Origin of the sequence: Rhizobium sp. BK619, assembly GCF_014195245.1 — a bacterium.
In the GTDB taxonomy this organism is placed as follows: Bacteria; Pseudomonadota; Alphaproteobacteria; order Rhizobiales; family Rhizobiaceae; genus Rhizobium; species Rhizobium acidisoli.
Genome location: NZ_JACIBH010000006.1, coordinates 133,878 through 157,161, shown reverse-complemented (window position 1 = coordinate 157,161; position 23,284 = coordinate 133,878). Strand labels below are relative to the sequence as shown.

The 23,284-nt window shown below is 61.7% G+C and carries 22 protein-coding genes and 1 pseudogene; 14 read left to right on the top strand and 9 right to left on the bottom strand.

Annotated features, from left to right (window positions below; all coding sequences use genetic code 11):
• The first annotated feature begins 14 nt into the window (after positions 1 to 14).
• Entirely contained in the window at positions 15 to 410 is a 396-nt protein-coding gene (locus tag FHX14_RS13055) for a VOC family protein (protein ID WP_054183668.1), read from the top strand.
• A 42-nt stretch (positions 411 to 452) separates the two neighbouring features.
• Here FHX14_RS13055 and FHX14_RS13050 read toward each other — a convergent pair whose 3' ends face one another.
• The 7 genes from FHX14_RS13050 to otsB form a co-directional block, all read right to left on the bottom strand.
• Complete coding sequence (locus FHX14_RS13050; protein WP_184377378.1) at positions 453 to 1,217, bottom strand: SDR family NAD(P)-dependent oxidoreductase; 765 nt, start codon at positions 1,215 to 1,217, stop codon at positions 453 to 455.
• Between the two features lie 40 nt (positions 1,218 to 1,257).
• Complete coding sequence (locus tag FHX14_RS13045; RefSeq protein ID WP_184377377.1) at positions 1,258 to 1,986, bottom strand: SDR family oxidoreductase; 729 nt, start codon at positions 1,984 to 1,986, stop codon at positions 1,258 to 1,260.
• A 26-nt stretch (positions 1,987 to 2,012) separates the two neighbouring features.
• The gene (locus FHX14_RS13040) at positions 2,013 to 3,272 is read right to left on the bottom strand and encodes a sugar ABC transporter permease (protein WP_184377376.1); all 1,260 of its coding nucleotides are present in this window, start codon (positions 3,270 to 3,272) and stop codon (positions 2,013 to 2,015) included.
• Positions 3,269 to 4,090: an ATP-binding cassette domain-containing protein gene (locus FHX14_RS13035; protein WP_184377375.1), complete on the bottom strand. Its 822-nt coding sequence runs from the start codon at positions 4,088 to 4,090 to the stop codon at positions 3,269 to 3,271. The genes FHX14_RS13040 and FHX14_RS13035 overlap by 4 nt, the downstream gene beginning before the upstream one ends.
• A gap of 69 nt (positions 4,091 to 4,159) precedes the next feature.
• A complete protein-coding gene (locus tag FHX14_RS13030) occupies positions 4,160 to 5,233 on the bottom strand; it encodes a sugar ABC transporter substrate-binding protein (protein ID WP_174293609.1) in 1,074 nt (357 codons plus the stop codon).
• 248 nt (positions 5,234 to 5,481) lie between these two features.
• The gene (locus FHX14_RS13025) at positions 5,482 to 6,366 is read right to left on the bottom strand and encodes an AraC family transcriptional regulator (RefSeq protein WP_184377374.1); all 885 of its coding nucleotides are present in this window, start codon (positions 6,364 to 6,366) and stop codon (positions 5,482 to 5,484) included.
• Between the two features lie 203 nt (positions 6,367 to 6,569).
• Positions 6,570 to 7,349: a trehalose-phosphatase gene (otsB, locus tag FHX14_RS13020; protein ID WP_184377373.1), complete on the bottom strand. Its 780-nt coding sequence runs from the start codon at positions 7,347 to 7,349 to the stop codon at positions 6,570 to 6,572.
• A 123-nt stretch (positions 7,350 to 7,472) separates the two neighbouring features.
• Between otsB and FHX14_RS13015 the strand changes: the two genes are divergently transcribed.
• The 5 genes from FHX14_RS13015 to repC all read left to right on the top strand — a co-directional run bounded on the left by FHX14_RS13015 (position 7,473) and on the right by repC (position 13,239).
• Positions 7,473 to 8,558 carry an ROK family protein gene (locus tag FHX14_RS13015; RefSeq protein WP_184377372.1) on the top strand — a complete coding sequence of 362 codons (1,086 nt, stop codon included), beginning with the start codon at positions 7,473 to 7,475 and terminating at the stop codon, positions 8,556 to 8,558.
• A gap of 523 nt (positions 8,559 to 9,081) precedes the next feature.
• On the top strand, positions 9,082 to 9,312 hold the full coding sequence (locus FHX14_RS13010) for a hypothetical protein (protein WP_184377371.1): 231 nt from the start codon (positions 9,082 to 9,084) through the stop codon (positions 9,310 to 9,312).
• A gap of 229 nt (positions 9,313 to 9,541) precedes the next feature.
• Positions 9,542 to 10,759 (top strand): plasmid partitioning protein RepA, encoded by a 1,218-nt coding sequence (repA, locus tag FHX14_RS13005; protein ID WP_184377370.1) that lies wholly within the window; start codon positions 9,542 to 9,544, stop codon positions 10,757 to 10,759.
• Entirely contained in the window at positions 10,756 to 11,760 is a 1,005-nt protein-coding gene (gene repB / locus FHX14_RS13000) for a plasmid partitioning protein RepB (RefSeq protein ID WP_184377369.1), read from the top strand. Before repA ends, repB begins: the two co-directional genes overlap by 4 nt.
• A gap of 174 nt (positions 11,761 to 11,934) precedes the next feature.
• Entirely contained in the window at positions 11,935 to 13,239 is a 1,305-nt protein-coding gene (repC, locus tag FHX14_RS12995) for a plasmid replication protein RepC (protein WP_184377368.1), read from the top strand.
• Between the two features lie 43 nt (positions 13,240 to 13,282).
• Here repC and FHX14_RS12990 read toward each other — a convergent pair whose 3' ends face one another.
• Positions 13,283 to 13,606 (bottom strand): type II toxin-antitoxin system RelE/ParE family toxin, encoded by a 324-nt coding sequence (locus tag FHX14_RS12990; RefSeq protein ID WP_003591559.1) that lies wholly within the window; start codon positions 13,604 to 13,606, stop codon positions 13,283 to 13,285.
• Complete coding sequence (locus FHX14_RS12985) at positions 13,606 to 13,887, bottom strand: type II toxin-antitoxin system Phd/YefM family antitoxin (RefSeq protein WP_184377367.1); 282 nt, start codon at positions 13,885 to 13,887, stop codon at positions 13,606 to 13,608. The genes FHX14_RS12990 and FHX14_RS12985 overlap by 1 nt, the downstream gene beginning before the upstream one ends.
• 219 nt (positions 13,888 to 14,106) lie before the next feature.
• Here FHX14_RS12985 and FHX14_RS12980 point away from each other — a divergent pair, with 219 nt between their 5' ends.
• From FHX14_RS12980 to FHX14_RS12945, 8 genes and pseudogenes are all read left to right on the top strand, one after another.
• Complete coding sequence (locus FHX14_RS12980) at positions 14,107 to 15,099, top strand: LLM class flavin-dependent oxidoreductase (RefSeq protein ID WP_184377366.1); 993 nt, start codon at positions 14,107 to 14,109, stop codon at positions 15,097 to 15,099.
• Between the two features lie 23 nt (positions 15,100 to 15,122).
• Complete coding sequence (locus FHX14_RS12975) at positions 15,123 to 16,472, top strand: LLM class flavin-dependent oxidoreductase (protein WP_184377365.1); 1,350 nt, start codon at positions 15,123 to 15,125, stop codon at positions 16,470 to 16,472.
• An 18-nt stretch (positions 16,473 to 16,490) separates the two neighbouring features.
• Complete coding sequence (locus tag FHX14_RS12970) at positions 16,491 to 17,681, top strand: M20 aminoacylase family protein (RefSeq protein ID WP_184377364.1); 1,191 nt, start codon at positions 16,491 to 16,493, stop codon at positions 17,679 to 17,681.
• Between the two features lie 8 nt (positions 17,682 to 17,689).
• The gene (locus tag FHX14_RS12965) at positions 17,690 to 18,241 is read left to right on the top strand and encodes a GNAT family N-acetyltransferase (protein WP_012556313.1); all 552 of its coding nucleotides are present in this window, start codon (positions 17,690 to 17,692) and stop codon (positions 18,239 to 18,241) included.
• 37 nt (positions 18,242 to 18,278) lie between these two features.
• Complete coding sequence (locus tag FHX14_RS33375) at positions 18,279 to 20,057, top strand: amino acid ABC transporter permease/ATP-binding protein (protein WP_184377363.1); 1,779 nt, start codon at positions 18,279 to 18,281, stop codon at positions 20,055 to 20,057.
• A 92-nt stretch (positions 20,058 to 20,149) separates the two neighbouring features.
• Positions 20,150 to 21,093: pseudogene (locus tag FHX14_RS12955) on the top strand (ABC transporter substrate-binding protein).
• 167 nt (positions 21,094 to 21,260) lie between these two features.
• A complete protein-coding gene (locus tag FHX14_RS12950; protein ID WP_184377362.1) occupies positions 21,261 to 22,196 on the top strand; it encodes an ABC transporter substrate-binding protein in 936 nt (311 codons plus the stop codon).
• Positions 22,197 to 22,226: 30 nt separating this feature from the next.
• A complete protein-coding gene (locus FHX14_RS12945; RefSeq protein ID WP_184377361.1) occupies positions 22,227 to 23,261 on the top strand; it encodes an LLM class flavin-dependent oxidoreductase in 1,035 nt (344 codons plus the stop codon).
• The last annotated feature ends 23 nt before the right edge of the window (positions 23,262 to 23,284 follow it).

Below are 23,284 nucleotides of genomic sequence, written 5' to 3'. Positions count from 1 at the left end.
GACGGAGCCAACCCATGCAGCTTGCTAACTATCTGTTCTTTTCCAACGGCTGCGAGGAGGCGCTCGCCTTTTATGCCGAATGCGGGCTTGGCCGGGTCACGCTGTTGAAGCGCCATGGCGCAGATGGAATGCCCGTTGCCAGTAAAGCCATGCGGGGCAAGGTGATGCATGCGCGTTTCGAAGGACCAGGCATTCTGTTCTTTGCCTCCGACAATCACGATGCCGAGCCGATGCGAGGCTCCGCCCATATGCTGATCATGGATGACCGCGACAGGACCGAGGGGCTCTTCGCCCGACTGGCCGAAGGCGGCAGGATAACAACGCCGCTGGCGGTCCAGCCATGGGGGAGCTATTACGGCAAGCTCACCGATCGTTTTGGCGTCCAGTGGATGCTCGATTGTCTCGCGTGAGCATATGCAGCGGCGGGCGCCCTCGCGCTCAGTGTCCGCTCATCACCGCGTGGTATAGCCGCCATCGATGACAAGCACTTCGCCGGTCACGTAGCTTGCCGCCGCCGAGCAGAGAAACAGGGCAGCACTGGCCACCTCCTCCGGCTGCCCGACGCGTCCCATCGGGGTCATGCTGCGCCAGATCGGGAACCAGTCGGGATTATCGATGCCGCCGCGCGACAGATCTGTCTCGATATAGCCGGGGGCAATGGCGTTGACGCGGATATTCTCGGCGGCGACTTCGCTCGCCAGGCTCTTGGTCATCATATGAACCGCCGCCTTGGAGGCGTTGTAGGCGACCTGGTTCTGCGGAATGTTGGAGACGATGCCCGAAATCGAGCCGATATTGAGGATAACGCCCCTGCCCTGGCGGCGCATGGGAGCGAGTGCCGCGCGGCAGGCGCGGAAGACGGCGTCGACATTGACGGTCATGATCTCGCGCCAGATCGCATCGGAGAATTCGCCGCTGTCGCCATGAATGGCGATGCCGGCATTGTTGACGAGGATGTCGAGCCGGCCCGCCCGTGACAGCGTCTCGGTGACGAGCGCGTCGGCGGCATCGTCTTTCGTCAGGTCGGCGGCGATGAAATCGCAATCGACACCGGCCTTGGCGAGCCGGTCTTCCGCCGCCGCATTGCGGGTCCTTCCCGTGATGACAACTTTGGCGCCGGCCTCGCCGAGCGCCTCGGCGATCGCAAGCCCGATGCCGCGCGTGCCGCCGGTTACCAGCGCCACCTGCCCGTCCAGGCGAAATCTATCGAGGATCATGGCGGTTCCTTTCTGGTTTTGCGAAAGCGGCAAGCGCTCATCAGATGTCGGTACTCTGCGGCAGGATGACGAGATCGCGGATGGTGACGTTGCGCGGGCGCGTCAGCATGAAGAGCACTGCTTCGGCCACTTCCTTCGGCTCCATCAAGCCGCCGGCGGCAAGTGCCTCATCCAGCTTCTCCTGGGGCCAATCGCTCAAAAGAGCGGTGACCACGGGGCCTGGCGCGACCGCACCGACGCGGAGGCCATGCTTGGCCACCTGCCGCCTCAGCGTATGGACGAAGGCCTGCACCGCATGTTTGGAGGCTGTGTAGATCGGCTCCCATACCACGGGAACCAGACCGGCGACGGAGCTCGTCAGGATGATATCCCCGGTCTTGCGCTCGACCATATGCGGCAAGACGGCATGCACCGAACGGAATGCGGCGTTGACGTTCAGATTGAGCATCCGGTCCCAGGCGTCGGGGTCGCCGCCAAGCACCTCGCCGCCGATATAGGAGCCGGCGTTGGCGTGGAAAATATCCAGCTGGCCTGCCTTCGCCAGAATCTCAGGCATCATCCGCGCCGCGCTTTCCGGATCGGTGAGATCGATGACCAGCGCAATGGCATTGGCGCCAAGCGTCGAGCAGATTTCCTTCAAGGCCTCCTCATTGCGATCGACCAGCACGACCCGGGCGCCGGCGGCAAGCAAGGCCTTGGCGCATTCCAGGCCGATACCCGATGCCGCTCCGGTGACGGCCGCGACTTTTCCAGACAGATCCTGTCCCATTTTCTTCCTCTGTTTTCTCAAGTGGTTTAGGCGCGGCCGTGCGAGATCCGCGATCGGCGTGCCAGCGAGTCGACGATGACCGCGACAGCAAGGACGGCGCCGGTGATCATGTATCGAAGCGACGACGACAGATCGAGAAGCGTCAGGCCGCTGGCGATCGACTGGATGACGATGATGCCGAGAAGCGCCGAATAGGCGCTGCCCCGCCCGCCGAACAGGCTGGTGCCGCCGATGACCGCCGCAGCAATGGCGTTGAGATTGACGTCGCCGGTGCCGGCCTGCTGGCTTGCGGTTGCCAGCCGCGCTGCCGAAAGCACGCCGCCGGTCGCCGCAAGCAGGGCGCAGGTGACGAAGGCGCTCGCATAGATGCGCGACACATTGATGCCCGAGCGGCGGGCAGCCTCTCTGTTGCCGCCGACGGCTTGCATAGAGCGTCCCCATTTGGTGCGCGTCAGCGCATAGTTCATGGCGGCGACGAGCCCAACGAAGAGGCCGAACATCCAGGGAATGCCGCGCGACTGGTTGAGGTAGAAGGCAACCGCTTCCAGGGCGACTGTGATGACGACGGCGCGCAGCAACAATCCGCCCGTCGATTTCGCCGACAGTCCGGCTGCCCGCCGGCGCGCCGACGTGCGGTAGCTCGCGAAGAAGAAGGCAATGCCGGCAAGCGCCACCAGCAGATAGGCGACCGGGTCCGGCATGACCATGATCTGCCCGAAGTTCACCAGCCAGGAGCCATAGGGGAGATTGATCGAGCCGGTGGCTCCCAGAATATAGAGCTGCAGACCGAGAACCGCGAGCAGGCCCGACAGGGTGGAGACGAAGCTCGGCATACCGAACCGGTTGAACAGGAAGGCGTAGAGCGAGCCGATCAGCGCGCCGACGATCATTGCGGCGAGAACCGCGAGCATCACCGGCCAGCCCTGGTTGACCCAGAAGACGCCGACCAGCGCCGAGGCGAAGCCGCTGACCGAGCCGACGGAAAGATCGATCTCACCGACCATCAGAATGCAGACGATACCGAGCGAGATGACGCCGACCGTCGAGCAGTCGAACAGCATGTTGACGAGATTGGCGCTGGAGAGAAACACCGGATTGAGCGCCTGGAACACCGTCCAGATGATCGCCAGGCCGACAATCACCGGCAGCGAGCCGAGGTCGCCGGAGCGGATGCGGTCCCAAAAGGCGCGGATCGAGCCGGCGAGGCTATCGTCATGGCGCACTCTTTCGTCGCGTCGGTCGAGGAGCGCGGGTGCCGCCGGTTCATTCTGCAAGGTCTTCATCATGCCCTGCCCTCCTCATTCTCTCGGCTTTGCGCCTTGCGGCGCGTGGCGCGGCGGGAGACGGAATTGTTGGATGCGCCGGTGATCGCGCTGATGAGCTCTTCATTGGAGGCGTCGGGCATGAAGGTGCCGTTGTTGCGCCCGAGCCGAAGCACGACGATGCGGTCGGCGACCGCACGCACATCTTCCATATTGTGGCTGATCATGATGACGGCGAGGCCGCGTTCACGCACGCGCTCGATCAGATCAAGCACCTCGGCGGTCTGGGCGACACCAAGTGCTGCCGTTGGTTCGTCGAGCATGATCAGTTTCGGCTCGAGCAGCAGCGACCTGGCGATCGCCACGGTCTGGCGCTGTCCGCCGGAGAGCGAGGCGACGGGCTCGCGCACGCTAGGGATTCGGGCCGAAAGCTCGTTCAGCAGCTTCCAGGCGCGGATCTCCATGGCGACCTCATCGAGCTGGAAGGGATTGAGCTCCTTGCCGAGAAAGATATTGGCGACGACGTCGAGATTTTCGCACAGCGCCAAATCCTGGAAGACGGTCGCAATGCCGAGGTCGAGGGCCGCACTCGGGCTCGACAGATTTGCCTGTTTTCCCTCGAACAGGATCGTGCCCGAGCTCGGCTGGTGCACGCCGGCGAGGATCTTGACCAGCGTCGATTTGCCGGCGCCATTGTCGCCGACGAGCGCCACGACCTCGCCGGCATGCACGTCGAGTTCGATATCGGTGAGCGCCGACACGGCCCCGAAGTGCTTCGATATTCCGCGCAGGCTGAGGACAGGCTGGCGGGAGCCGTCAGAAATATGAGAGGTTTCAGACATCGCCTGGCCTTTCCGAAGTGAAAACCGGAAGCGCGGCCGGTGATCCGGCCGCGCTTCCCCTTCGCTCGATTATTTCGTGATGCCGAGCTTCTTGCAGCCGTCGGCATAACGGCCGGTGCACAGTTCCTCGGCGGTGTTGATCTTCTTGTCGATGATCTCGGCCTTGAGGTTTTCGGCGGTGACGACGGCAGGGACGAAGAGCTGCGCCGGCGTGTCGTAAAGCGTCATTTCGGCCTTGATCGTTTCTCCTGCCAGAAGCTTGACGGCGACGTCGGCCGCAGCCGCGGCGACGATTTCGCTCGGCTTGGAGATCGTATTGTACTGATCCCCCGATATGATCAGCTGCAGCGCGGCGATCGTCGCATCATTGCCGGTCACCGGCGGCACGGGATCAACGCCGGCTGCCTTGAAGGCGGCGATCGCGCCGCCGCCGGTGCCGTCATTGGCGGCGACGACGCCGACGATCTGTTTGCCGAAGCGGGTAATCTGGCCGGCCGCCCATTGCTGGGCATTCGCCGGCTGCCAGTTCGGCGTGTCGAATTCGGCAAGCGTCTTGTATCCGCCGCTGGCGAGCCCCTCGTGAATACCGTCCTTGATCAACCCGGCGGCCGCATCGGTAGGTGAACCGTTGATCTGCAGAATGCCGCCGCCATCGGCCGGCACGTTCTTCGCCTTCAGATGCTGGACAAGCGACTCTGCGATCGCCTTGCCGATCGCCTTGTTGTCGAAGGAGACGTAGAAATCGGCCTTGCCCTTCGGGATCGGGCGGTCATAGGCGATGACCTTGACCCCCTGGCTCTGGGCGAGTTGAACGAGAGAGGCGGCCGCTGCCGAATCCACCGGATCGAGCACGATGACCTTGGCGCCCTGGGTGATTGCCGAGTTGAACTGCTGCTGCTGCTTGGCGATATCGGCATCGGCATTCTGATAGAGGACCTTGCAGGATGCGCAGAGCTTCTTCATTTCCGCGACGAATCCCGGATGGTCGTGCTCTTCGTATCGGGTCGAGCCCTGGTCGGGCATGAGGAATGCGACCGTCGCATCGGCAACGGCGTTTTGCGCAAAGGCGGAGGTCCCGCCAAGCAGGGAAAGGGCAAGTGCCGCGGCGCCTGCCGCTTTTGTCGAGAATTTCATCATTTCCATCTCCTCCCATTGGAAAAATTGTGTAGCTTCGTCGTTGCAGTGTCTGTTGCGGCCGTTCGGCTGAACGAACCGCTGCCTGTCCCGGCGGTTGCTATTTTCTGAGGACAAGCGTCTCCTCTCGCGAACCGCTCGTTGCGCGCTCGCGTTCAAATCAGCGTCGGTTTTGGCTCCTCCTCCTCGTCCTCCCTATCGCCGTCTTCGGCGGACTGTTGCTTCGTACTTCCTGGAACCGTGCTTGTGCGGCTTCCTCAAGCCGCCTTCGCCACGTTGATATTGTCACCCAGCAACCGCCGGAAACGGGAAGGCGTCATGCCCTTTTCCGCGAGAAATTGGCGGTTGAAGTTGGACAGATTGTTGAAGCCGACCTCGAAGCAGATATCGGTGATCGATGCGTGGTCGTCGCTCATCAGGATCTGACAGGCGAGATTGATGCGCAGGCGTTTCACATATTGCACGAGCGACATGCCTGTATGGCGGCGGAAGGCGCGCGAAAAGGCGCCTGTGGACTGCTCGGCAATGCCGGCGAGATCGGCTTCGTCGAAGGATTTCGTCAGGTTCTCCCGGATATAGGCGAGCGCCTTGTTGATGCCGGCCGACATGTAGCCGGACGGATCAGGCAGATAGCTTGGGCTGGCGAGAAGCTGGGCATCCTGCGCCCGGCTGAGCAGGCCGACGATCATCATGAAGAGCTCGATGCGGCGCACGCCCTGTGCCTGCTGCACCTCGGTCATCAGCGGCGCCACCTGCCGGCTGGTGTCAGTGCCGAAAAGCACGCCGCGGCGCGACGCTTCGAGCACTGGCTCGAAGGGGCCGAGCTCGGCCAGCACCTTCATCGTGTCGCTGATAAAATTCTCGCTGAACTGGATGAGCTGGCATCGCAGCGGAATGCTCGACCCCTTCGGGACGTCGCTGATCCAGTTGTGGGGAAGATTGGGACCGGCAAGCACAAGATTGCCCGGTTCGAACTCGCCGATGAAGTCGCCGACAAAATAGCGTCCGGTTGTCGCCACGACGAGATGCAGTTCGTATTCCGGATGAAAATGCCAGCGAACCGTATGATAGGGATAGCCATGCGCCTTCGTTGCGAAGGATTCGCCCGGCCTGATCTGAATGACTTCCAAGTCAGGTTCCATTTGTTTCCTCCTCCGAGGACGGGTTCCAAGCCCGCACGCCAAATTCCCTTTTTGGCTTTATCGTTGAAGGGGAGTGTAGTGGGCTCGGTTCAAGCCCGCCACCACGATTCCCGGTCAAAACTGATACTTTTTTGATGATTGATGCTGCGCAGTCGATGCAAAAGACAACCGCAATCCGCATCGGGTATCGTCCAAGGCGGATATCAGGCAGCCAAAGCGGCAATGACGTTTCTGACCAACGCCGCCGAAGACAACCGGCTGGTTGCGCAGCTCGGGGCGCCGATGGCCCCGACCCGCACGGAAACGCCACCACGCGCATTGGCGATCGCAAACATCGACTCGTCGGTCAGATCATCGCCGATGGTGATCGGGCAGCGGTCCTTGAACGGGTCGGACTGAAAAAACCGCTCCAGCGCATCGCCCTTGCTTGAGCGCGCTGGCCGCAGCTCGAAGACCATCTTGCCGAGTTGCAGCGCCCAGTTCGGCCCTGCGACCTTGGCATAGTGATGCATGCGCTCTTCGAGGACCTTTTCATATTCGGGCGCGAGCCGATAATGAGCGGCAACGGCCGCGCCCTTGTCCTCGATCAGCACGCCTGGATAGTGCTCGGCTTCCTTCGTCAGTGCGTGCTTCAGCGCCTGAAATTCGGGACTGGCCTCGAGTGTGTGCATGCCGGCGGCACTTCTGATTTCCGCGCCGTGAAGGCCTGCCGTCGGAAATGCAAAGGGTTTGAACAGCGCGTCCGCATAGGCAAGCGATCGCCCGGTGACCAGCGCCAAGGCGCCGCCGAGCTTGTTCGACAGGCTGTGAAGCTGTGCGGGAAGAGCCTCCGGGACTTCGATCGCATCCGGCGTGGGCGCGAGATTGAGCAACGTTCCGTCGATGTCGAGAAACATCGCCCAGCGTTCCGGTTCTTCCAAGACCAGTGAAAGCATTTCCTGGGTAGCGGCGTCGTCCTGCACGGCATTCTCCAAACTCTGCAATGATTGAAGCTAGGTCACGGGTCGACGAGGACAAGGTGAGGTTTCCGACGCCGGAACATCCGGGGCTAGTCCGCGTTGTATCTCGCCGCCCGTTCGAGCCCTCGCCCCGCAGAAGGTATTTTGATGGCCAAAAGCAGTTCTGAGCCCCGTGATGAGGTCAATGCCCCGTTGGCACATGGCGCGTTAACCCTGCCATTGGTGACGATCGACGATTACAACAACGAACTGCGTGACAAGGATGGTTTCGTTGGCGACAACGCCAACAAGAAGACTTTTCAGATGAAGCTCGACGACTGGAGAAAACGTGTCCGCAAGGTCGGGGACGACCCGATCGGCAAGACCGCGACGGCGAAGCTTTCCAAGAAAAAGATCGATGCCTTTCTGAAAGGCGACGATATGGAGGCCGCTGCATTGGTCATGGGGGCGGTGGAGGACTTCGCTCAGGATTTTGCCGATGTGATTGGAAAGTTCCTGAAGGATAAGCGCTGGGTCAAGACGGAACGGATCGTCGTCGGCGGGGGCTTCCGGCAGAGCCGTTTTGGCGAGCTGACGATCGCCAGGACCATGGTCATTCTTAAGGCGGCCGGCATCGACGTCGAGGTCGTACCGATCGTTCATCACCCTGACGAAGCCGGACTGATCGGTGCGGTCCACCTGATGCCGCGCTGGATGTTCAAAGGCCACGAAGCGATCCTGGCCGTCGATATCGGCGGCACCAATGTTCGCGCCGGCGTCGTTAAATTCGGAAAGGACGACGTGCCGAACTTCGCGGATGCGAGCGTCTGGGAATCAACGATCTGGCGTCATGCCGACGACGAGCCAAGTCGCACCGCAACCATCGAGCGGTTGGCCGCGATGTTGCTCGAGCTGATCGGCAAGGCCGAAAAGGCCAATCTCAAGCCCGCGCCGATCATCGGGATCGCCTGCCCCGGCATCATTAAAGCCGATGGCTCCATCGAACGCGGCGGGCAGAACCTACCGGGGGGGAACTGGGAGAGCGACAGCTTCAACCTTCCCGCCGCACTGATGAAGGCCATTCCTGAAATCGGTGACGACAGCACATTCGTGATGATGCACAACGATGCCGTCGTGCAGGGATTGTCGCAGATCCCTTTTATGACCGATGTATCGCGATGGGCCGTGCTGACGATCGGTACGGGTTTGGGCAACGCGCATTTTACCAATCGCGAGACAACGAAGGCGCGATAGGCTCAAGCCCCGCCCCACGCTACGCCCACGAACATCGAACGCGGCTCGTCCGGCGCTGCAGAGCATTTATGGTAAATAGCAGGTAAACAAGAGGGAATTCCCCAGACGGAAGCGAATCCCCTAATAAGTTCCGTTAGGAAGGTGCCGGCTTGAGCTGGGAATTAGGTCAAATGGGCCAGCCGCAACTCTGCGACACCGCAATCATGCCAGCGCTGCCGAGCATACCCACCGAGACCTGATTCGCCTAGCATGCGCCGTTGTGATCTTGCGGTTGATGTGATCATGACGCTGCCGCGTGTCGCCTCACGCTCCATTGCCGGCATGTACGGATGACACTGATCCCCGACCGTCGGCGTCACCTTCGGAGGCCGCATGCGGCGCGGCCGTAGAGAGATGAAGGCCCCTCCCCTCCTCCTTGGCTTCGGAAAATATGGTGATAACGCTGACGGGTTGTTCTCGGCGGGTTCAAATTGCGCTTATCTCTGCAGCGTTAAACAAGCCATGCGCAGACGAAAGATGGATTATGAACTTCAAGGGAATAAGCGCTCCGCTCAACGCCGGTCGTCTCGAACAAATGCTCGGCCTTGCCCCGTCACGCCGCGATCCTGAAACCCAGGACGCAAACGACAAGTCTTCCGGCAACGGACCCGTGCGCGGGCCGGAGGCCGAAAACCTGTCCATGCGTCCGCCTATAAATGAGAGTGACAGGTTGCCGATCCGGTTTGCGCTCCCCGGCGAAATCGGTCTTCGGTGAGTCGGCTCCGAGGCTGAGTCGCATCGAGTATGTCGCGATATTTTGACGGCTCGCTTCGGGAGATGGCCGCTGTTGTCAGCTGACAACAGCGCTAAGATTCCGGAATTGCACATGATTTTTTTGTCGAATCCAGTTTGTTATCCATTCGCTAACCAAGAAATCGCTTGACGCCACTGCCAGACTCACGATCATTTGCGCAAAATTACCCGATTTATCAGGATTTGCGTGAATGCCGACCAAGGCCGCGATTGTTGAGAAAGCCAGGAGAGCCAGTCAAGTCTCGATCGACGAGACGATTGCGCAGGATTCGACAATGCTCAGCAGCCAGCTCCAGGTGCTGTTCGAGCGGTTGTTTTCGCCCGACGCCCGCAAATCGCTGCGGCGGTTCAGCAGCACCGAGGCCGCCAAGCTGCTCGGCGTCACCGACAGCTACGTTCGCCACCTCGCCGCCCAGGTGGAAACCATCAATCCCGAAAAGACGGCGTCCGGACGGCGGGTGTTCTCGCTTGAGGAAATCCATGCGATGCGCCAGCATCTCGGGCGCACCAAACCCTCTTATCTGCCGATGCGCCGGCCGGGCGACCATCTCCAGGTGATCGCCGTCACCAATTTCAAGGGCGGCTCCGGCAAGACGACGACATCGATCCATCTGGCGCAGTTCCTGGCGTTGCGCGGCTATCGCGTTCTTGCCGTCGATCTCGACCCGCAGGCGTCGATGTCGGCGATGCTCGGCTACCAGCCGGAATTCGACGTCGGTGAAAACGAGACGCTCTATGGCGCCATCAAATATGACGAGACGCGCCGCGACGTCGCCGATATCGTCCGCCAGACCTATTTCCCTGGCCTTGATCTCATCCCCGGCAATCTCGAACTGCACGAGTTCGAGCACGATACCCCAAAGGCGCTGGCCGACACCAACCGCGACGACAAGGACATGTTCTTCATGCGGGTCGGCAATGCGCTGCATTCGCTGGAAGAGAGCTACGACGTCGTCATCATCGATTGCCCGCCTACCCTCGGCTTCCTGACGCTGTCTGCTCTCTGCGCCGCCACGGCCGTGCTCATTACCGTTCATCCGCAGATGCTCGACGTTGCCTCGATGAACCAGTTCCTGACGATGACCTCCGACCTTCTGTCCGTGGTCAAGGAGGCTGGCGGCAATCTCGATTACGACTGGATGCGTTATCTCGTCACCCGCTATGAGGCCAATGATGGCCCGCAGGCGCAGATCGTCGCCTTCCTGCGCAGCCTGTTCGGAGAGCGCGTGCTGACCTCGATGATGGTCAAGTCGACGGCGGTTTCGGATGCGGGCCTGTCCAAGCAGACGATCTACGAGGCGGGACGCGAGACGATGCATCGCCAGACCTACGACCGCGGCGTCGAATCCGTCGACAACGTCAATGCCGAGGTCGAGCAACTCATTCGCAGTGCATGGAGCAGGACATGAGCCCAAAAGGTCGCGATATCCTGAAAAGCATGGTCGGCGCCGTGGAGCCGGCACGGCCCGATACGCAGAGCGCGCCGCCGCCGCATCGGCCCTCGGGCGCGGTCAAGGCGATGAACCTGTCGCTCGGGCGGCTGGGTGAGGAAGCGGCGGCCGCCAAGGCGCTGCGCGAATCGCTCGCCTCCGGCGACAGGGTGCTGGAGATCGATCCGGCTGCCGTCGAAATGTCCTTTATCCGCGACCGTATCCCAGTCGATAGGGATGCCGAGTTCGAGCGGCTGAAGCAGTCGATTCAGGAAAGCGGTCAGCAGGTTCCGATCCTGGTGCGGCCGGATCCTGAAAAGGCCGGGCACTACCAGGCCGCCTACGGCCACAGGCGTCTGCGCGCGGCTGCGGAAATCGGGGTTCCGATCAAGGCTGTGGTGCGCAAGCTGACGGATGAAGAACTGATCCTCGCACAGGGTCAGGAAAACGGTCCGCGGGTCGACTTGAGCTTCATCGAACGGGCGCTGTTTGCTCGACGCATGGATGAACATGGCTTCAACCGCGACATGATTGCCCAGGCGCTGGCGACGGACAAGCCGGAAACGTCAAGGCTGCTGCAGGTGGCACAGACGATCGACCCCGAGATCATTCTTGCCATCGGACCGGCGCCCAAAGTCGGGCGGCCGCGCTGGTTGGCCTTATCAGAGAAATTCAGGGAGGGCGGCGGGCAGAAGAAGGCGCGGGCCGCAATCGGCGCCGCAGCTTTCCAAGCGTTGGAGAGCAATGGCCGCTTCGACGCCATCTGGAAGGCGCTTGAGGAAAAGAGCGCGCCCCAGCGGGACGAACAGACGCTTCGGACCCAAGGCGGCGCACAGCTTGCTTCGGTGACCCGCTCCGGGAAGACCTTTCGCATCACCGTCAAATCGGCGGCGTTTTCAGAATTCCTGGCTCAGCGGTTGGTTGGCCTCGCCGCCGAGTTCGAAGAGGAAAATGAGGCAGTTAGACCGATTGTCAGCTGACAATTCGGATAGGAGATAACGCGCAAAAGAAAAAAGCCCCCGAACGTCACCGTCACGGAAGCTTTCCTCGTAGTCTTGAACACCTCCGAGAATCGCACTTCCGAGAATCGCTGTCAAGAGTTTTTGGCGCCGTTTTGGTGAGCGGATTTCTTTTGCCTCGTTGAGGTGGAAGAGATGGAAACCGGAAGTATAACGACGCCCTTCGGGCGGCGGTCGATGACGCTTGGCATGCTCGCAAGCCAGGTCATGGCAGGTGAGATCAAGCCTGATCAGTCGGTCGACAAATGGAAACTGTTTCGTGCGCTGTGCGAAGCAAAGCCGCTGCTTGGGATCAGCGATCGGGCGCTTGCCGTGCTGAATGCGCTGTTGAGCTTTTATCCGAAGAACGAGCTGGCGCAGGAAAACGGCTTGATCGTCTTCCCGTCGAATATCCAGCTTTCGCTGAGGACGCATGGCATGGCCGAACAGACCGTCCGGCGCCACCTTGCGGCACTCGTCGAGGCAGGGCTTCTGCTGCGCAAGGACAGCCCCAACGGCAAGCGTTACGTCCGCAGGGACAGGGCAGGGGAAGTCAATGAGGCCTTCGGCTTCTCTCTGGCGCCGCTGCTTGCCCGCGCCGACGAGATCGAACGGCTGGCGGCCGAAGTGATGGCCGAGCGGCTGCATGTCCAGCGGCTGCGCGAACGCATCACGCTTTGCCGCCGCGATATCGCCAAGCTGATCGAGGCCGCCGTCGAAGAAGACGTTCAAGGGGATTGGCAGGGCCTGTACCTGGAATTTCGGGATCTGGTCGAGGGAGTGCCCCGGTCGCCGACGACCGCACAGCTCGAACTTTTGCTGGATGAGTTGACCGCGCTTCGAGCAGAGATCCTTAAGCAGCTGGAAATGCGAATGAAATCTACAAAACAGCGCGGCAATGCCGATTATATCGAGCGTCACATACAGAATTCAAACCCCGAATCTACCACTGAACTTGAACCAAGCTTCGAAACGAAGCAGGGCGCAACGCCGGAGCAAGACAATGGGCGAGGGGCCGTGACGATGGAAGAGGGGAGGGGTGAGATTGCCCATCCGAGCAGGCAGGAGGAGAGGCAAGGTCGACTGCCCGGGGCGCGCGATGATGCCGGCGGGCTGAAATCCTTCCCGCTCGGCCTGGTTCTGCAGGCCTGCCCTGAAATTCTCGCCTACGGGGCGAATGGCGAAATTCGCAACTGGCGCGACCTGATGACCGCGGCCGTGACCGTTCGATCGATGCTCGGCGTCAGTCCGTCAGCCTACGAGGAGGCTGCAAATGCAATGGGGCCGGAAAATGCCGCGACGGTGATGGCATGCATCCTGGAGCGCGGCGGCCATATCAATTCGGCCGGTGGTTATCTCCGCGACCTGACGAGGCGAAGCGAAAAGGGAGAGTTCGCGATCGGCCCGATGCTCATGGCGCTCCTGCGGGCAAACGCGCCGGCCGGCCGAAAAGCTGGATAAGGGGCAGGGTTGGGTGACCGCTGAAGGCCGATATGTCGAATGATCAGCGGATCAGCCTTCGCTCCAGGAAAGCCTGCATGTCGCGGCGTCCATCGACGACGCAGTAGACGATGACGTCAGTGCCGATGATACGATAGATCATGCGCCAGGGCTTGTGGTGCAGCTCCCGATATTCGGTGATGCCGATACTCGTGAACTCTTTCGGAATATTGCCACGGGCAGGGAACTCTGCGAGATCGGCACATGCGCTTTCGATTTCCGTCAGGATACGCTCGGCTGTGTCGGCGCCGTCGCGACGGGCAACGAAACGATATAGATCCTCGATGTCGTGTTCCGCATCCTCGGCGAAAAGAACACGATACGGCATCAGGATTGGCTGTCGGCCAGACGTTTGCGGATGCGTGCGAAGGATTCGGCAGCAAGGCGCAGCTTGCCCTCCTCGACTTGCCGGTTGGTCAGCGCCAGCACTTTGAGGAGCGCCAGAGTCTCCTGTGTCTCTTCATATTGGCCGACATCCTGCAGAATGGCTTTCGCCTCGCCGTGCAGAGTAATGACGACCGGTTGCGGATTGTCCTTCAGCGTCCGGATGATCTCCGGCGCATGCGCCTTGAGATAGCTGATGGGCTTCACCTGTTCTGACAGCTTCATGAGGTTGCTCCCTTTCGACCAGAATATAGATCATCAAATGGTCGATTGAAAGAAGCCCTTTGAATACCGGCGGTCCAACCCAGGTCTCCGATTTCCCCTTTCAGGCGGAGCCGCTTTTTTCACGCAACTCCCACGAAAGAGAATGCCATTTCTTATAATGACGTTTGTCTACTGATTTTATAGATTATACTTTGCAACCAGCGATCGGATCGTGATCTCATGACCTATCTCCTCAGCCTTCTCGACAAAAGCCCGATTGAACAGGGTTTCACCGCCGCGGATGCGTTGCGGGCGACGGTCAAGATTGCCGCCCGCGCCGAGGAGCTCGGTTATCACCGCTTCTGGGTGGCCGAACATCACAACATGTCCAATCTGGCGAGCTCCGCGCCGGAGGCGCTGATCGCCTATCTTCTTGCCAGAACCTCGAAGATCCGGGTCGGCTCCGGCGGCGTCATGCTGCAGCATTACAGCGCCTACAAGGTTGCCGAGACCTTCAATCTTCTGGCTTCGCTTGCGCCCGGCCGCGTCGATCTCGGTGTCGGCAAGGCGCCGGGCGGGTTTCCGTTGTCGACGCGCGCCCTGCAGCTTGCTGTCGATCCGTCCAGGAAGCCGGATTTTGCAAGCCAGCTTTCCGATCTCAACACCTATCTCGCCGCCGACCCGAATTATAACGGTGCGCAGGCGACCCCTTTCCCGCCAACGGCGCCCGATCGTTTCTTGCTCGGGGCCAGCGTCGAAAGCGCCGAACTGGCGGCCGAGAAGGGCTGGGAACTGGTCTTTGCCGGTCACCTGAACGGCGATCCTGACAATCTGCGCAGGACCTTTGCGGCCTATGAGCGGGCATCCGGCGGCAAACGGCCGATCCTGGCGCTCGCAGCCTTTGCCGCCGAAAACGAGGATTATGCCCGCGAGCGCGTCGGCAGGCTGCGCATCGTCAAGGTGTTCCTGCCGAACGGCCAGACCGTCAATGTCGGCAGCGAGGAGCAGGCAGCCGAATTTGCCCGCCAGGCCGGCGTCACCGATTACCGCATCGAGGAGAAGGTGCCGAGCGTGCTGCACGGCACGGCAAAGCAGATCCGCAAGGAATTGGACGAGCTTCACCGTCTCTACGGCGTCAAGGAGTTCGTGCTCGATACGCCGGCGCTTTCGGTCGCCGAGCGCCTGGCCTCCATCGAGCTGCTCGCCGAAGAGCGCCTTTCTCTCGTCGCCTGACCGTTTTCAAGGAGATCGATCCCATGGCTCAGAAACACGTCACGTTCGGCATCATGCTGCAGGGTCCCGGCGGTCACATGAATGCCTGGAAACATCCAAGCGGACCGGCCGATGCCAGCGTCAATTTCGACTTCTTCGTCAAGACGGCGCGCAAGGCGGAGGCAGCCGGCATTGCCTTCGCCTTCGTCGCCGACGGGCTCTATATCAACGAGCAGTCGATCCCGCATTTCCTCAATCGGTTCGAGCCGATCGCCATTCTCTCGGCGCTCGCTGCCTCAACTTCGAAAATCGGCCTCGTCGGCACGGTCTCGACCTCCTACAGCGATCCCTTCACCATCGCCCGCCAGTTCGCTTCGGTCGATCTCATAAGCGGCGGCCGGGCAGGGTGGAATGCCGTGACCTCGCCGCTCGAGGGCTCGGGGCGCAATTACAGCCGCGAACACCCCGAACACGAATTGCGCTACGAGATCGCCGAGGACTACATCGATGCGATCAAAGGCCTCTGGGATTCCTGGGATGACGACGCTTTCGTGCGCAATCGCGAGACCGGCGTCTTTGTCGACAAGTCGAAGATGCATCGCCTCAACCACAAGGGCCGGTTCTTCCGCGTCGAAGGGCCGCTCAATATCGGCCGTTCGAAGCAGGGGCAACCGGTGGTCTTCCAGGCCGGCGCTTCGGACTCCGGCATCAGGCTTGCCGGCAAACATGCCGATGCCGTCTTTACCAATGGCGGACCGTTCGAGGAGGCGCAGACCTTCTATCGGCAGCTGAAGGACAGCGTCATTGCGCACGGGCGCCCGGCGGCGGAGGTCGGCATCTATCCCGGCATCGGCCCGATTGTCGGCAAGACGGCCGAAGAAGCGGAGGCCAAGTATCAGGCGATCCGCAATCTCGTCACCATCGAAGAAGCGCTCGCCTATCTCGGCCGCTTCTTCGACCATCACGATTTCAGCAGCTATCCCCTGGACGAGGCTTTCCCGGATCTCGGCGATATCGGCAGGAACAATTTCCGCGCCACCACCGACCGCATCAAAAGGACGGCGCGCGAAAAGGGCCTGACGCTGCGCGAAATCGCGCTCGATGTCGCGACGCCACGCACCGCCTTCATCGGCACCGCCGAGCATATTGCCGACGAAATCATCCGCTGGGTGGATCATGGCGCCGCCGACGGCTTCATCCTTGGCTTTCCCGTCATCGCCGAGGGCTTCGACGATTTTGCCGAACACGTCCTGCCGATCCTGACGGAGCGGGGTTATTTCGATCCCGTCCTGAGGGGCGAGACGCTGCGCGACCATCTGGGCCTGCCCTTCCGCGAAAGCCGGTATTCGGCCAGTGCCGATCAACTCGAGCCCGGAAAGGCTGTCGGTGCCTGAGGCGCTGGCGGTACCGTCATGGACCTCATCGCTCAGAACAACGATCCGGTCGACAGGGGCATCGCCGCCTATCTCGACGAGATCATCGCGCTTCGCCACGATCTGCATCAATATCCGGAGCTTGCGTTCCAGGAACTCAGGACCAGCAAGCTCGTGGCCTCCCGCCTGTCCTCCTGGGGCTATGAGGTGGCGACGGGCATTGCCGGCACCGGCATCGTCGCCACCTTGAGACGCGGTGACGGCAAGAAGCGGATCGGCATTCGCGCCGACTTGGACGCCCTGCCGATCGAGGAGGCGACCGGACTTGCCTATGCCAGCAGCAATCCCGGCGTCATGCATGCCTGCGGTCATGACGGCCATACCGCCATCCTGCTGGCGGCTGCCCGCTATCTCGCAGAGAGCGGTCATTTCAGCGGCACGTTGAGGCTGATCTTCCAGCCCGCCGAGGAAATCGGCGCCGGTGCCCGCAAGATGATCTCGGAAGGCCTGTTCGAGCGGTTTCCCGTCGATGCGGTCTTCGGTCTGCACAACTGGCCGGGTGTGCCGACGGGGCAATTCGGTTTCGTCGCTGGCCCGGCCATGGCCTCGGTCGATCAGGCGGTCGTCAAAATCGTCGGCAAGGGCGGGCATGGCGCCGAACCGCACCGCGCCGTCGATCCGGTGCTCGCTTCCGCCTCCTTCATCACCGCCCTACAAAGCGTCGTCTCGCGCAATGTCGATCCGCAGGACATGGCGGTCGTCACGGTCGGCTCGATCCATGCCGGCTCCGCCTCGAACGTCATCCCCGAGAGCGTCGAGATGAAGCTCACCATGCGGGCCTTCAGCGAGACGGTTCGCCATCTGCTGCAGGAACGTATTCCAGCCCTCGCGCGCGCCCAGGCCGAAAGCCTCGGCGCGGCGGCGGAGGTGAATTATCGCCTCGGTTTTCCAGCCTTGGTCAATCATGCCAAAGAGACGGCATTTGCCCGGGACGTCGCCTATGACGCACTTGGCCTTGCGGCGATCGAAAAGGATTTCCGGCCGAGAACCGCGAGCGAGGATTTTGCCTTCATGCTGCAGGCCAATCCCGGCAGCTACCTCTTCGTCGGCAATGGCGACAGCGCGCCACTCCACAGCGCCCACTACAATTTCAACGACGCGATCATTGCACCCGCCGCCCGCTATTGGGTGCGGCTCGCCGAAACCTTCCTCATTGATGACAACGGGTGACGAACGATATGAGCGATACGTTTCTCTATACGAGCCCTCTCGATCCCCGCGCCAAGCCGCTGATCGATGAGTTGATCCACGAATATGACAGCCGCTACGGCACCTATTTCAATGCCGAAGGGGCTGCGGCCGAACTCAATCGCTATCCCCCTGAAGCCTTTGCCCCGCCTTACGGCAATTTTCTGTTGCTGATCCGGAATGGAGAAACCATCGGCGGCGGCGCCTTCAAACATTACGACGAGCGCACCGCCGAGTTCAAACGCATCTGGACGCGTTCCGACCTGCGCCGCCAGGGGCTTGCCCGCAAGGTGCTGGTGGAGCTGGAGGTCCAGGCGGCCCGCCAGGGTTATACCCGCATTTACCTCACGACCGGTTTCCGCCAGCCGGAGGCCGTCGGCCTCTATCTGAATGACGGTTACACCGCTCTCTTCGACACCTTAGCCGATCCCGAGATCTACAAGAGCCTGCCCTTCGAGAAGGATATCAGCCATTTGGCCGAGCCTGCTCTGGACGACGTGGCGGCGGAACCGCGCCTGCGCGTGGCCGGCGCAAATCATTGAAAACGGCAAAGACCGACAATTATAAAAGGGAAGCACAATGGCACTGACGACGGATTTCGCCGGTATCGACACCGGCAGCAGGACGGCCGAATCGAAGCAGGATCATTCCCGTTACCGCATCGTGCCGGCGCGCCATCCCGGCCGTCTGGCCGGCACGATCTTTGCCGCCGTCGTCATCATCGCCGTGCTCTATTCGACCTTCACCAATCCGCGCTGGGGTTGGGGCGTCTTTGCCGAATGGTTCTTCGCCGAGCCGGTGCTCGTCGGCCTCGGCAGAACGTTGCTCCTGACCGTGCTTGCCGCCATATCCGGTTCCATTCTCGGAACGGCGCTGGCGCTTGCCCGCGTCTCCAGGTCGCCGCTGCTGTCGGGCCTTTCCTGGGGCTATATCTGGCTGCTGCGCTCGATCCCCGTCATCGTCCTGCTGTTGATCTTGAACAATCTCGGCTATCTCTATGAGACGATCAAGATCGGCATTCCCTTCACCGATACGGTGTTCATCGACTATCCCACGGTGCAGCTGCTGACGCCTTTTGCCGCCGCTTTCCTCGGCCTGACGCTCAACCAATCGGCCTTCTTCGCCGAGATCGTCCGCGGCGGCATTCTTGCGGTGGATCATGGGCAGCTGGAGGCCGCAGCCGCACTCGGCCTGCCGCGCCGCCGCCAGGCTTTCCGCATCGTGCTGCCGCAGGCGATGCGCTCGATCCTGCCGACCGGCTTCAACGAACTGATCGGATTGGCAAAGAGCACCTCGATGGTCTACGTGCTGGCGCTGCCGGAACTCTTCTACACGGTGCAGGTGATCTATCGCCGCAATCTCGAAGTCATTCCGCTGCTGATGGTCGCGACCGTCTGGTATCTGATCATCATGACGGTGCTGTCGATCGCTCAGCACTATATCGAGCGCTACTTCTCCAAAGGCGCCGTGCGCAACCCGACACCGCTGCCCTTTCAGGCGTTTTTCGAGCGCTTCCGCCGGCCGCTCCCGGTGCTGGAGACAGCGCCCGATACGGTGCGCAAGGTCGGCTTCCGGGATGCGGCCGCTTTGCGAGCCGCAGGCGGGGCGGTGCGCATCCAGGGCATCTCGAAGAGCTTCGGCTCCCTGAAGGTGCTCGATAAGGTCGAGCTCAGCCTGCCGGCCGGCAGCGTGACCGCCATCCTTGGTCCTTCCGGCTCCGGCAAGTCGACGCTTCTGCGCGCCATCAACCATCTGGAGCGCGTCGACGAGGGCTTCATCTCGGTCGACGGCGATTTCGTCGGCTACAGCAGGAAGGGCGACACCCTCTATGAGCTCAAGGAAAAAGAGATCCTGCAGCGCCGCGCCGATATCGGCATGGTCTTCCAGAGCTTCAATCTCTTCCCGCATCTGACCGTGCTCGAAAACCTCATCGAGGCGCCAGTCCAGGTTCGTGGGCTCGGCCGCGAGGACGCCGTGCAGCTGGCGCAGGAGCTGCTGGCCCGCATCGGCCTCAGCGACAAGATCAACGCCTATCCGCGCCAGCTCTCCGGCGGCCAGCAGCAGCGTGTGGCGATCGCCCGTGCGTTGGCGCTCCGTCCCAAGGTGCTGCTCTTCGACGAGCCGACCTCCGCACTTGATCCGGAGCTTGTCGGCGAGGTGCTCGACGTCATCAAGGAACTGGCCCGCACCGGCACCACACTCGTCATCGTCACCCATGAGATCGGCTTTGCCCGCGAAGTCGCCGACACCGTCGTCTTCATGGAAAGCGGCCGTATTCTGGAGGCCGGCCCGCCGGCCCGCTTCTTCACGCAGGCGGAACATCCCCGCACGCGGGAGTTCCTCGCCAAGGTTCTCTAGCGCCGGACAGCGCTGGTGAAATGCCGGGCCGCGACGGGCTGCTCCGGTCGAATGACAACAAGCGCAACCTCAAGATGAAATGGAGAAGGGGCATGGCATTTACAGATAGAGTGAGGCTTCTCATAGCCGGAGCCGTCACCATTGGCGCGGTCGGCTTCGGTTCCGCCCAGGCGCAGCAGAAATTCGACCTCAGCCCCGAGCAGCCGAACCGGCTGCGGGTGGAAAAGAACGAGAAGCGCATTGCCGAGGTCAAGGATTTCAAGTTCGTCGAAAACGGCGTCTTCACCGTCGGCATCAGTTCGAGCGGAAATCTGCCGCTGCACGACTATGCCTCCGATTCCAAGACGGTCATCGGTTACGACGTCGATCTCGCGCAGGCGGTCGCCGACAGCCTGGGCCTGAAACTCAATCTCGTTTCCGTCGCATGGGCCGATTGGCCGCTGGGACTCACCTCCGGCAAGTTCGATGCGGTGATCTCGAACGTTACTGTCACGGAAGAGCGCAAGCAGAAATTCGACTTCTCGACCTACCGCAAGGATGAACTCGGCTTCTACGTCAAGGCCGATAGCCCGATCACGGCGCTCAAGCAGCCGAAGGATATTGCCGGCCTGAAGGTCATCACCGATGCCGGCACCAACCAGGAGAAGATCCTGCTGGAATGGGACCGGCAGAACGTCGCGGCCGGCCTCAAGCCGACGAGGTGCAATATTATGACGACGACGCGGTCAAGGATCTCGCCGTCCAGTCCGGCAGAGCCGACGCCGTCTTCAGTGTCAACGCGACGCAGGCCTATGCGGCGGGCATCAATGGTAAGACCAAGCTCGTCGGCACCGTCAGCGGCGGTTGGCCGATCACCGCCGAGATTGCGGTCACCACCCGCAAAGACAGCGGCCTGGCCGCTCCCCTGACCGATGTCGTCAACGACCTGATCGCCAGCGGCGCCTACAAGAAGATCCTCGATAGCTGGAATCTCGGCCCTGAGGCGATCGACAGGGCGCAGACCAACCCGCCCGGCCTGCCGAAGAGCGGCTCCTGACCTTATACGGCCGGCAGCATTCCTGCCGGCCATGCCCGCCTGCTAAAGCGCATCGCGTCAAATCTGATTCATGCGACGCGCTTTAACCTTTTGTTTTGATGCATGTCGTTGTCCCGGAACCGCTGCACACTTCCGGGCGACATGCACTAATTTGGAGATTGAAGACGATGATTGTCTTTCCGGCATTGCGGACCCTGCTGATCGCCGCCATGGCATCCGGTCTTTCCTTCGGCGCAACCCGTGCGGCCGACGATTTCGACCTGAGCCCGCAGCAGCCGGGCAGGCTGCATGCCGCCAGGAACGAGGCGGCGATCGCTGCGATCCCTGGGGAATTCAAGTTCGTCACGCCGGGCAAGTTCACCATCGCCGTCAGTCCGGGCGGTCCTCCGCTTTCCACCTATGCCACCGACGCCAAGACCGTGGTCGGGGCGGATCCCGATTATGCCTATGCCATCGCCGACAGCCTCGGCCTGACGCTGGAGATTGTGCCTGTGGCCTGGATCGACTGGCCGCTCGGCCTTGCTTCCGGCAAGTATGATGCCGTCATCTCCAATGTCGGGGTCACCGAACAGCGCAAGGAGAAGTTCGATTTCTCCACTTACCGTCAGGGCCTGCACGGTTTCTTCGTGAAATCCGATAGCCCCATCGCCTCAATCAAGCAGCCGAAGGATGCGGCGGGTCTGAGGATCATCGTCGGGGCCGGAACCAACCAGGAGCGCATCCTGGTGAAGTGGAGCGACCAGGATGTCGCCGCCGGCCTGAAGCCGATCGAGCTGCAATATTACGACGACGAGGCGGCAAGCCTCCTCGCGCTGCGTTCCGGTCGCGCCGATGTCATCGTCCAGCCGCATGCGCAGCTCGTCTTCATCGCAGCGCGCGACAAGAACATCAAGCGCGTCGGCACGCTCAGCGCCGGCTGGCCCGATCGCTCCGACGTTGCGATCACCACCCGCAAGGGAAGCGGCCTCGCCGATGCGCTGACCGTCGCCACCAACGGCCTGATCAAGGACGGCAGCTACGCGAAGATCCTCGATCACTGGCATCTGTCCGAGGAAGCCTTGCCGGCATCCGAGACCAATCCGCCCGGCCTGCCGAAATACTGATCATCGCATGACAGGAATGGAAGGGACGACATGAGCGGCCGCAACATATCGATCAGCCATATCGGCTTTCTCACCCCCGGCAACTATCCTGACGACGATCCATTGTCGGGATTGGAGCAGACGCTCCAGCAGCTGCAATATGGCGAGGCGCTGGGCTTCGATAGCGCCTGGGTCCGCCAGCGCCATCTTGAGCCGGGGATCTCTTCGGCGAGCGCCTTCCTGGCGGCGGCCACACAGCGCACCAGCCGGATCGAACTCGGAACGGCGGTCATTCCGATCGGCTACGAGAGCCCCTATCGGCTGGCCGAAGACCTCGCCACGGTCGATGTTCTCGCGCGCGGCCGGCTGAATATCGGCGTCAGCGCCGGCCGGCCGCTGCATGCCGAATTGATTGCCCCGCGGGTCTTCGACGGCGATTGGACCGGCTACGATTTCTCGCATGATCGCGTGCTGCGCTTCGCCGACAATTTGCGCGGCATCTATCTGGGCGACGAGCAGACTTTCATCAAGACGCCCTTCGGCCCGCAGCGGCCGCGCCTGCAGCCCTACGCCAAAGGCCTGATCGACCGGATCTGGTATGGCGGAGGCTCACAGCGCTCGGCCGGATGGGCCGGCCGCAATGGCTTCAATCTGTTGACCGGCAATGTGATAACGGGGGAGGGGACGGACGATTTCTTCGTCGCTCAATCCAGGCTGATTGAAACCCATCGTGCCGCCGGAACTGGGCGCCGTGTGGCGCTCGGCCGCGTCATCGTGCCTTTCGACAGCGCCGACAAGGCAACGCGCCGCCGTTACCGCGATTATGCCGAGGGCCGCCATGGGCGCACACTTTCGCCGCAAGGCGAGCGGCGCACCTTGTTCGCGCGCGATGTCGTCGGCACGGCGGACGAGATCTTGGCGCAGCTTTTTGCCGATCCGATCCTGCCGGAGGTCGGCGAGTTGAGGCTGGAGCTTCCCTACGAGTTCGAGCACGAGGAATACCGCCAGATCCTCCACGACTTCGTGACATCAATCGCACCCGAGCTCGGATGGAAAGCCCAGCCCCAAATTCGGGCCGCTTCCTGAAAAGGCGGACGTCGAGTCGACGC

Coding starts and splice junctions, on each gene's coding strand:
- FHX14_RS13055 (WP_054183668.1), top strand. CDS start 15: ATGCAGCTTGCTAACTATCTGTTCTTTTCCAACGGCTGCGAGGAGGCG.
- FHX14_RS13050 (WP_184377378.1), bottom strand. CDS start 1,217: ATGATCCTCGATAGATTTCGCCTGGACGGGCAGGTGGCGCTGGTAACC.
- FHX14_RS13045 (WP_184377377.1), bottom strand. CDS start 1,986: ATGGGACAGGATCTGTCTGGAAAAGTCGCGGCCGTCACCGGAGCGGCA.
- FHX14_RS13040 (WP_184377376.1), bottom strand. CDS start 3,272: ATGATGAAGACCTTGCAGAATGAACCGGCGGCACCCGCGCTCCTCGAC.
- FHX14_RS13035 (WP_184377375.1), bottom strand. CDS start 4,090: ATGTCTGAAACCTCTCATATTTCTGACGGCTCCCGCCAGCCTGTCCTC.
- FHX14_RS13030 (WP_174293609.1), bottom strand. CDS start 5,233: ATGGAAATGATGAAATTCTCGACAAAAGCGGCAGGCGCCGCGGCACTT.
- FHX14_RS13025 (WP_184377374.1), bottom strand. CDS start 6,366: ATGGAACCTGACTTGGAAGTCATTCAGATCAGGCCGGGCGAATCCTTC.
- FHX14_RS13015 (WP_184377372.1), top strand. CDS start 7,473: ATGGCCAAAAGCAGTTCTGAGCCCCGTGATGAGGTCAATGCCCCGTTG.
- FHX14_RS13010 (WP_184377371.1), top strand. CDS start 9,082: ATGAACTTCAAGGGAATAAGCGCTCCGCTCAACGCCGGTCGTCTCGAA.
- repA (WP_184377370.1), top strand. CDS start 9,542: ATGCCGACCAAGGCCGCGATTGTTGAGAAAGCCAGGAGAGCCAGTCAA.
- repB (WP_184377369.1), top strand. CDS start 10,756: ATGAGCCCAAAAGGTCGCGATATCCTGAAAAGCATGGTCGGCGCCGTG.
- repC (WP_184377368.1), top strand. CDS start 11,935: ATGGAAACCGGAAGTATAACGACGCCCTTCGGGCGGCGGTCGATGACG.
- FHX14_RS12990 (WP_003591559.1), bottom strand. CDS start 13,606: ATGCCGTATCGTGTTCTTTTCGCCGAGGATGCGGAACACGACATCGAG.
- FHX14_RS12985 (WP_184377367.1), bottom strand. CDS start 13,887: ATGAAGCTGTCAGAACAGGTGAAGCCCATCAGCTATCTCAAGGCGCAT.
- FHX14_RS12980 (WP_184377366.1), top strand. CDS start 14,107: ATGACCTATCTCCTCAGCCTTCTCGACAAAAGCCCGATTGAACAGGGT.
- FHX14_RS12975 (WP_184377365.1), top strand. CDS start 15,123: ATGGCTCAGAAACACGTCACGTTCGGCATCATGCTGCAGGGTCCCGGC.
- FHX14_RS12970 (WP_184377364.1), top strand. CDS start 16,491: ATGGACCTCATCGCTCAGAACAACGATCCGGTCGACAGGGGCATCGCC.
- FHX14_RS12965 (WP_012556313.1), top strand. CDS start 17,690: ATGAGCGATACGTTTCTCTATACGAGCCCTCTCGATCCCCGCGCCAAG.
- FHX14_RS33375 (WP_184377363.1), top strand. CDS start 18,279: ATGGCACTGACGACGGATTTCGCCGGTATCGACACCGGCAGCAGGACG.
- FHX14_RS12950 (WP_184377362.1), top strand. CDS start 21,261: ATGATTGTCTTTCCGGCATTGCGGACCCTGCTGATCGCCGCCATGGCA.
- FHX14_RS12945 (WP_184377361.1), top strand. CDS start 22,227: ATGAGCGGCCGCAACATATCGATCAGCCATATCGGCTTTCTCACCCCC.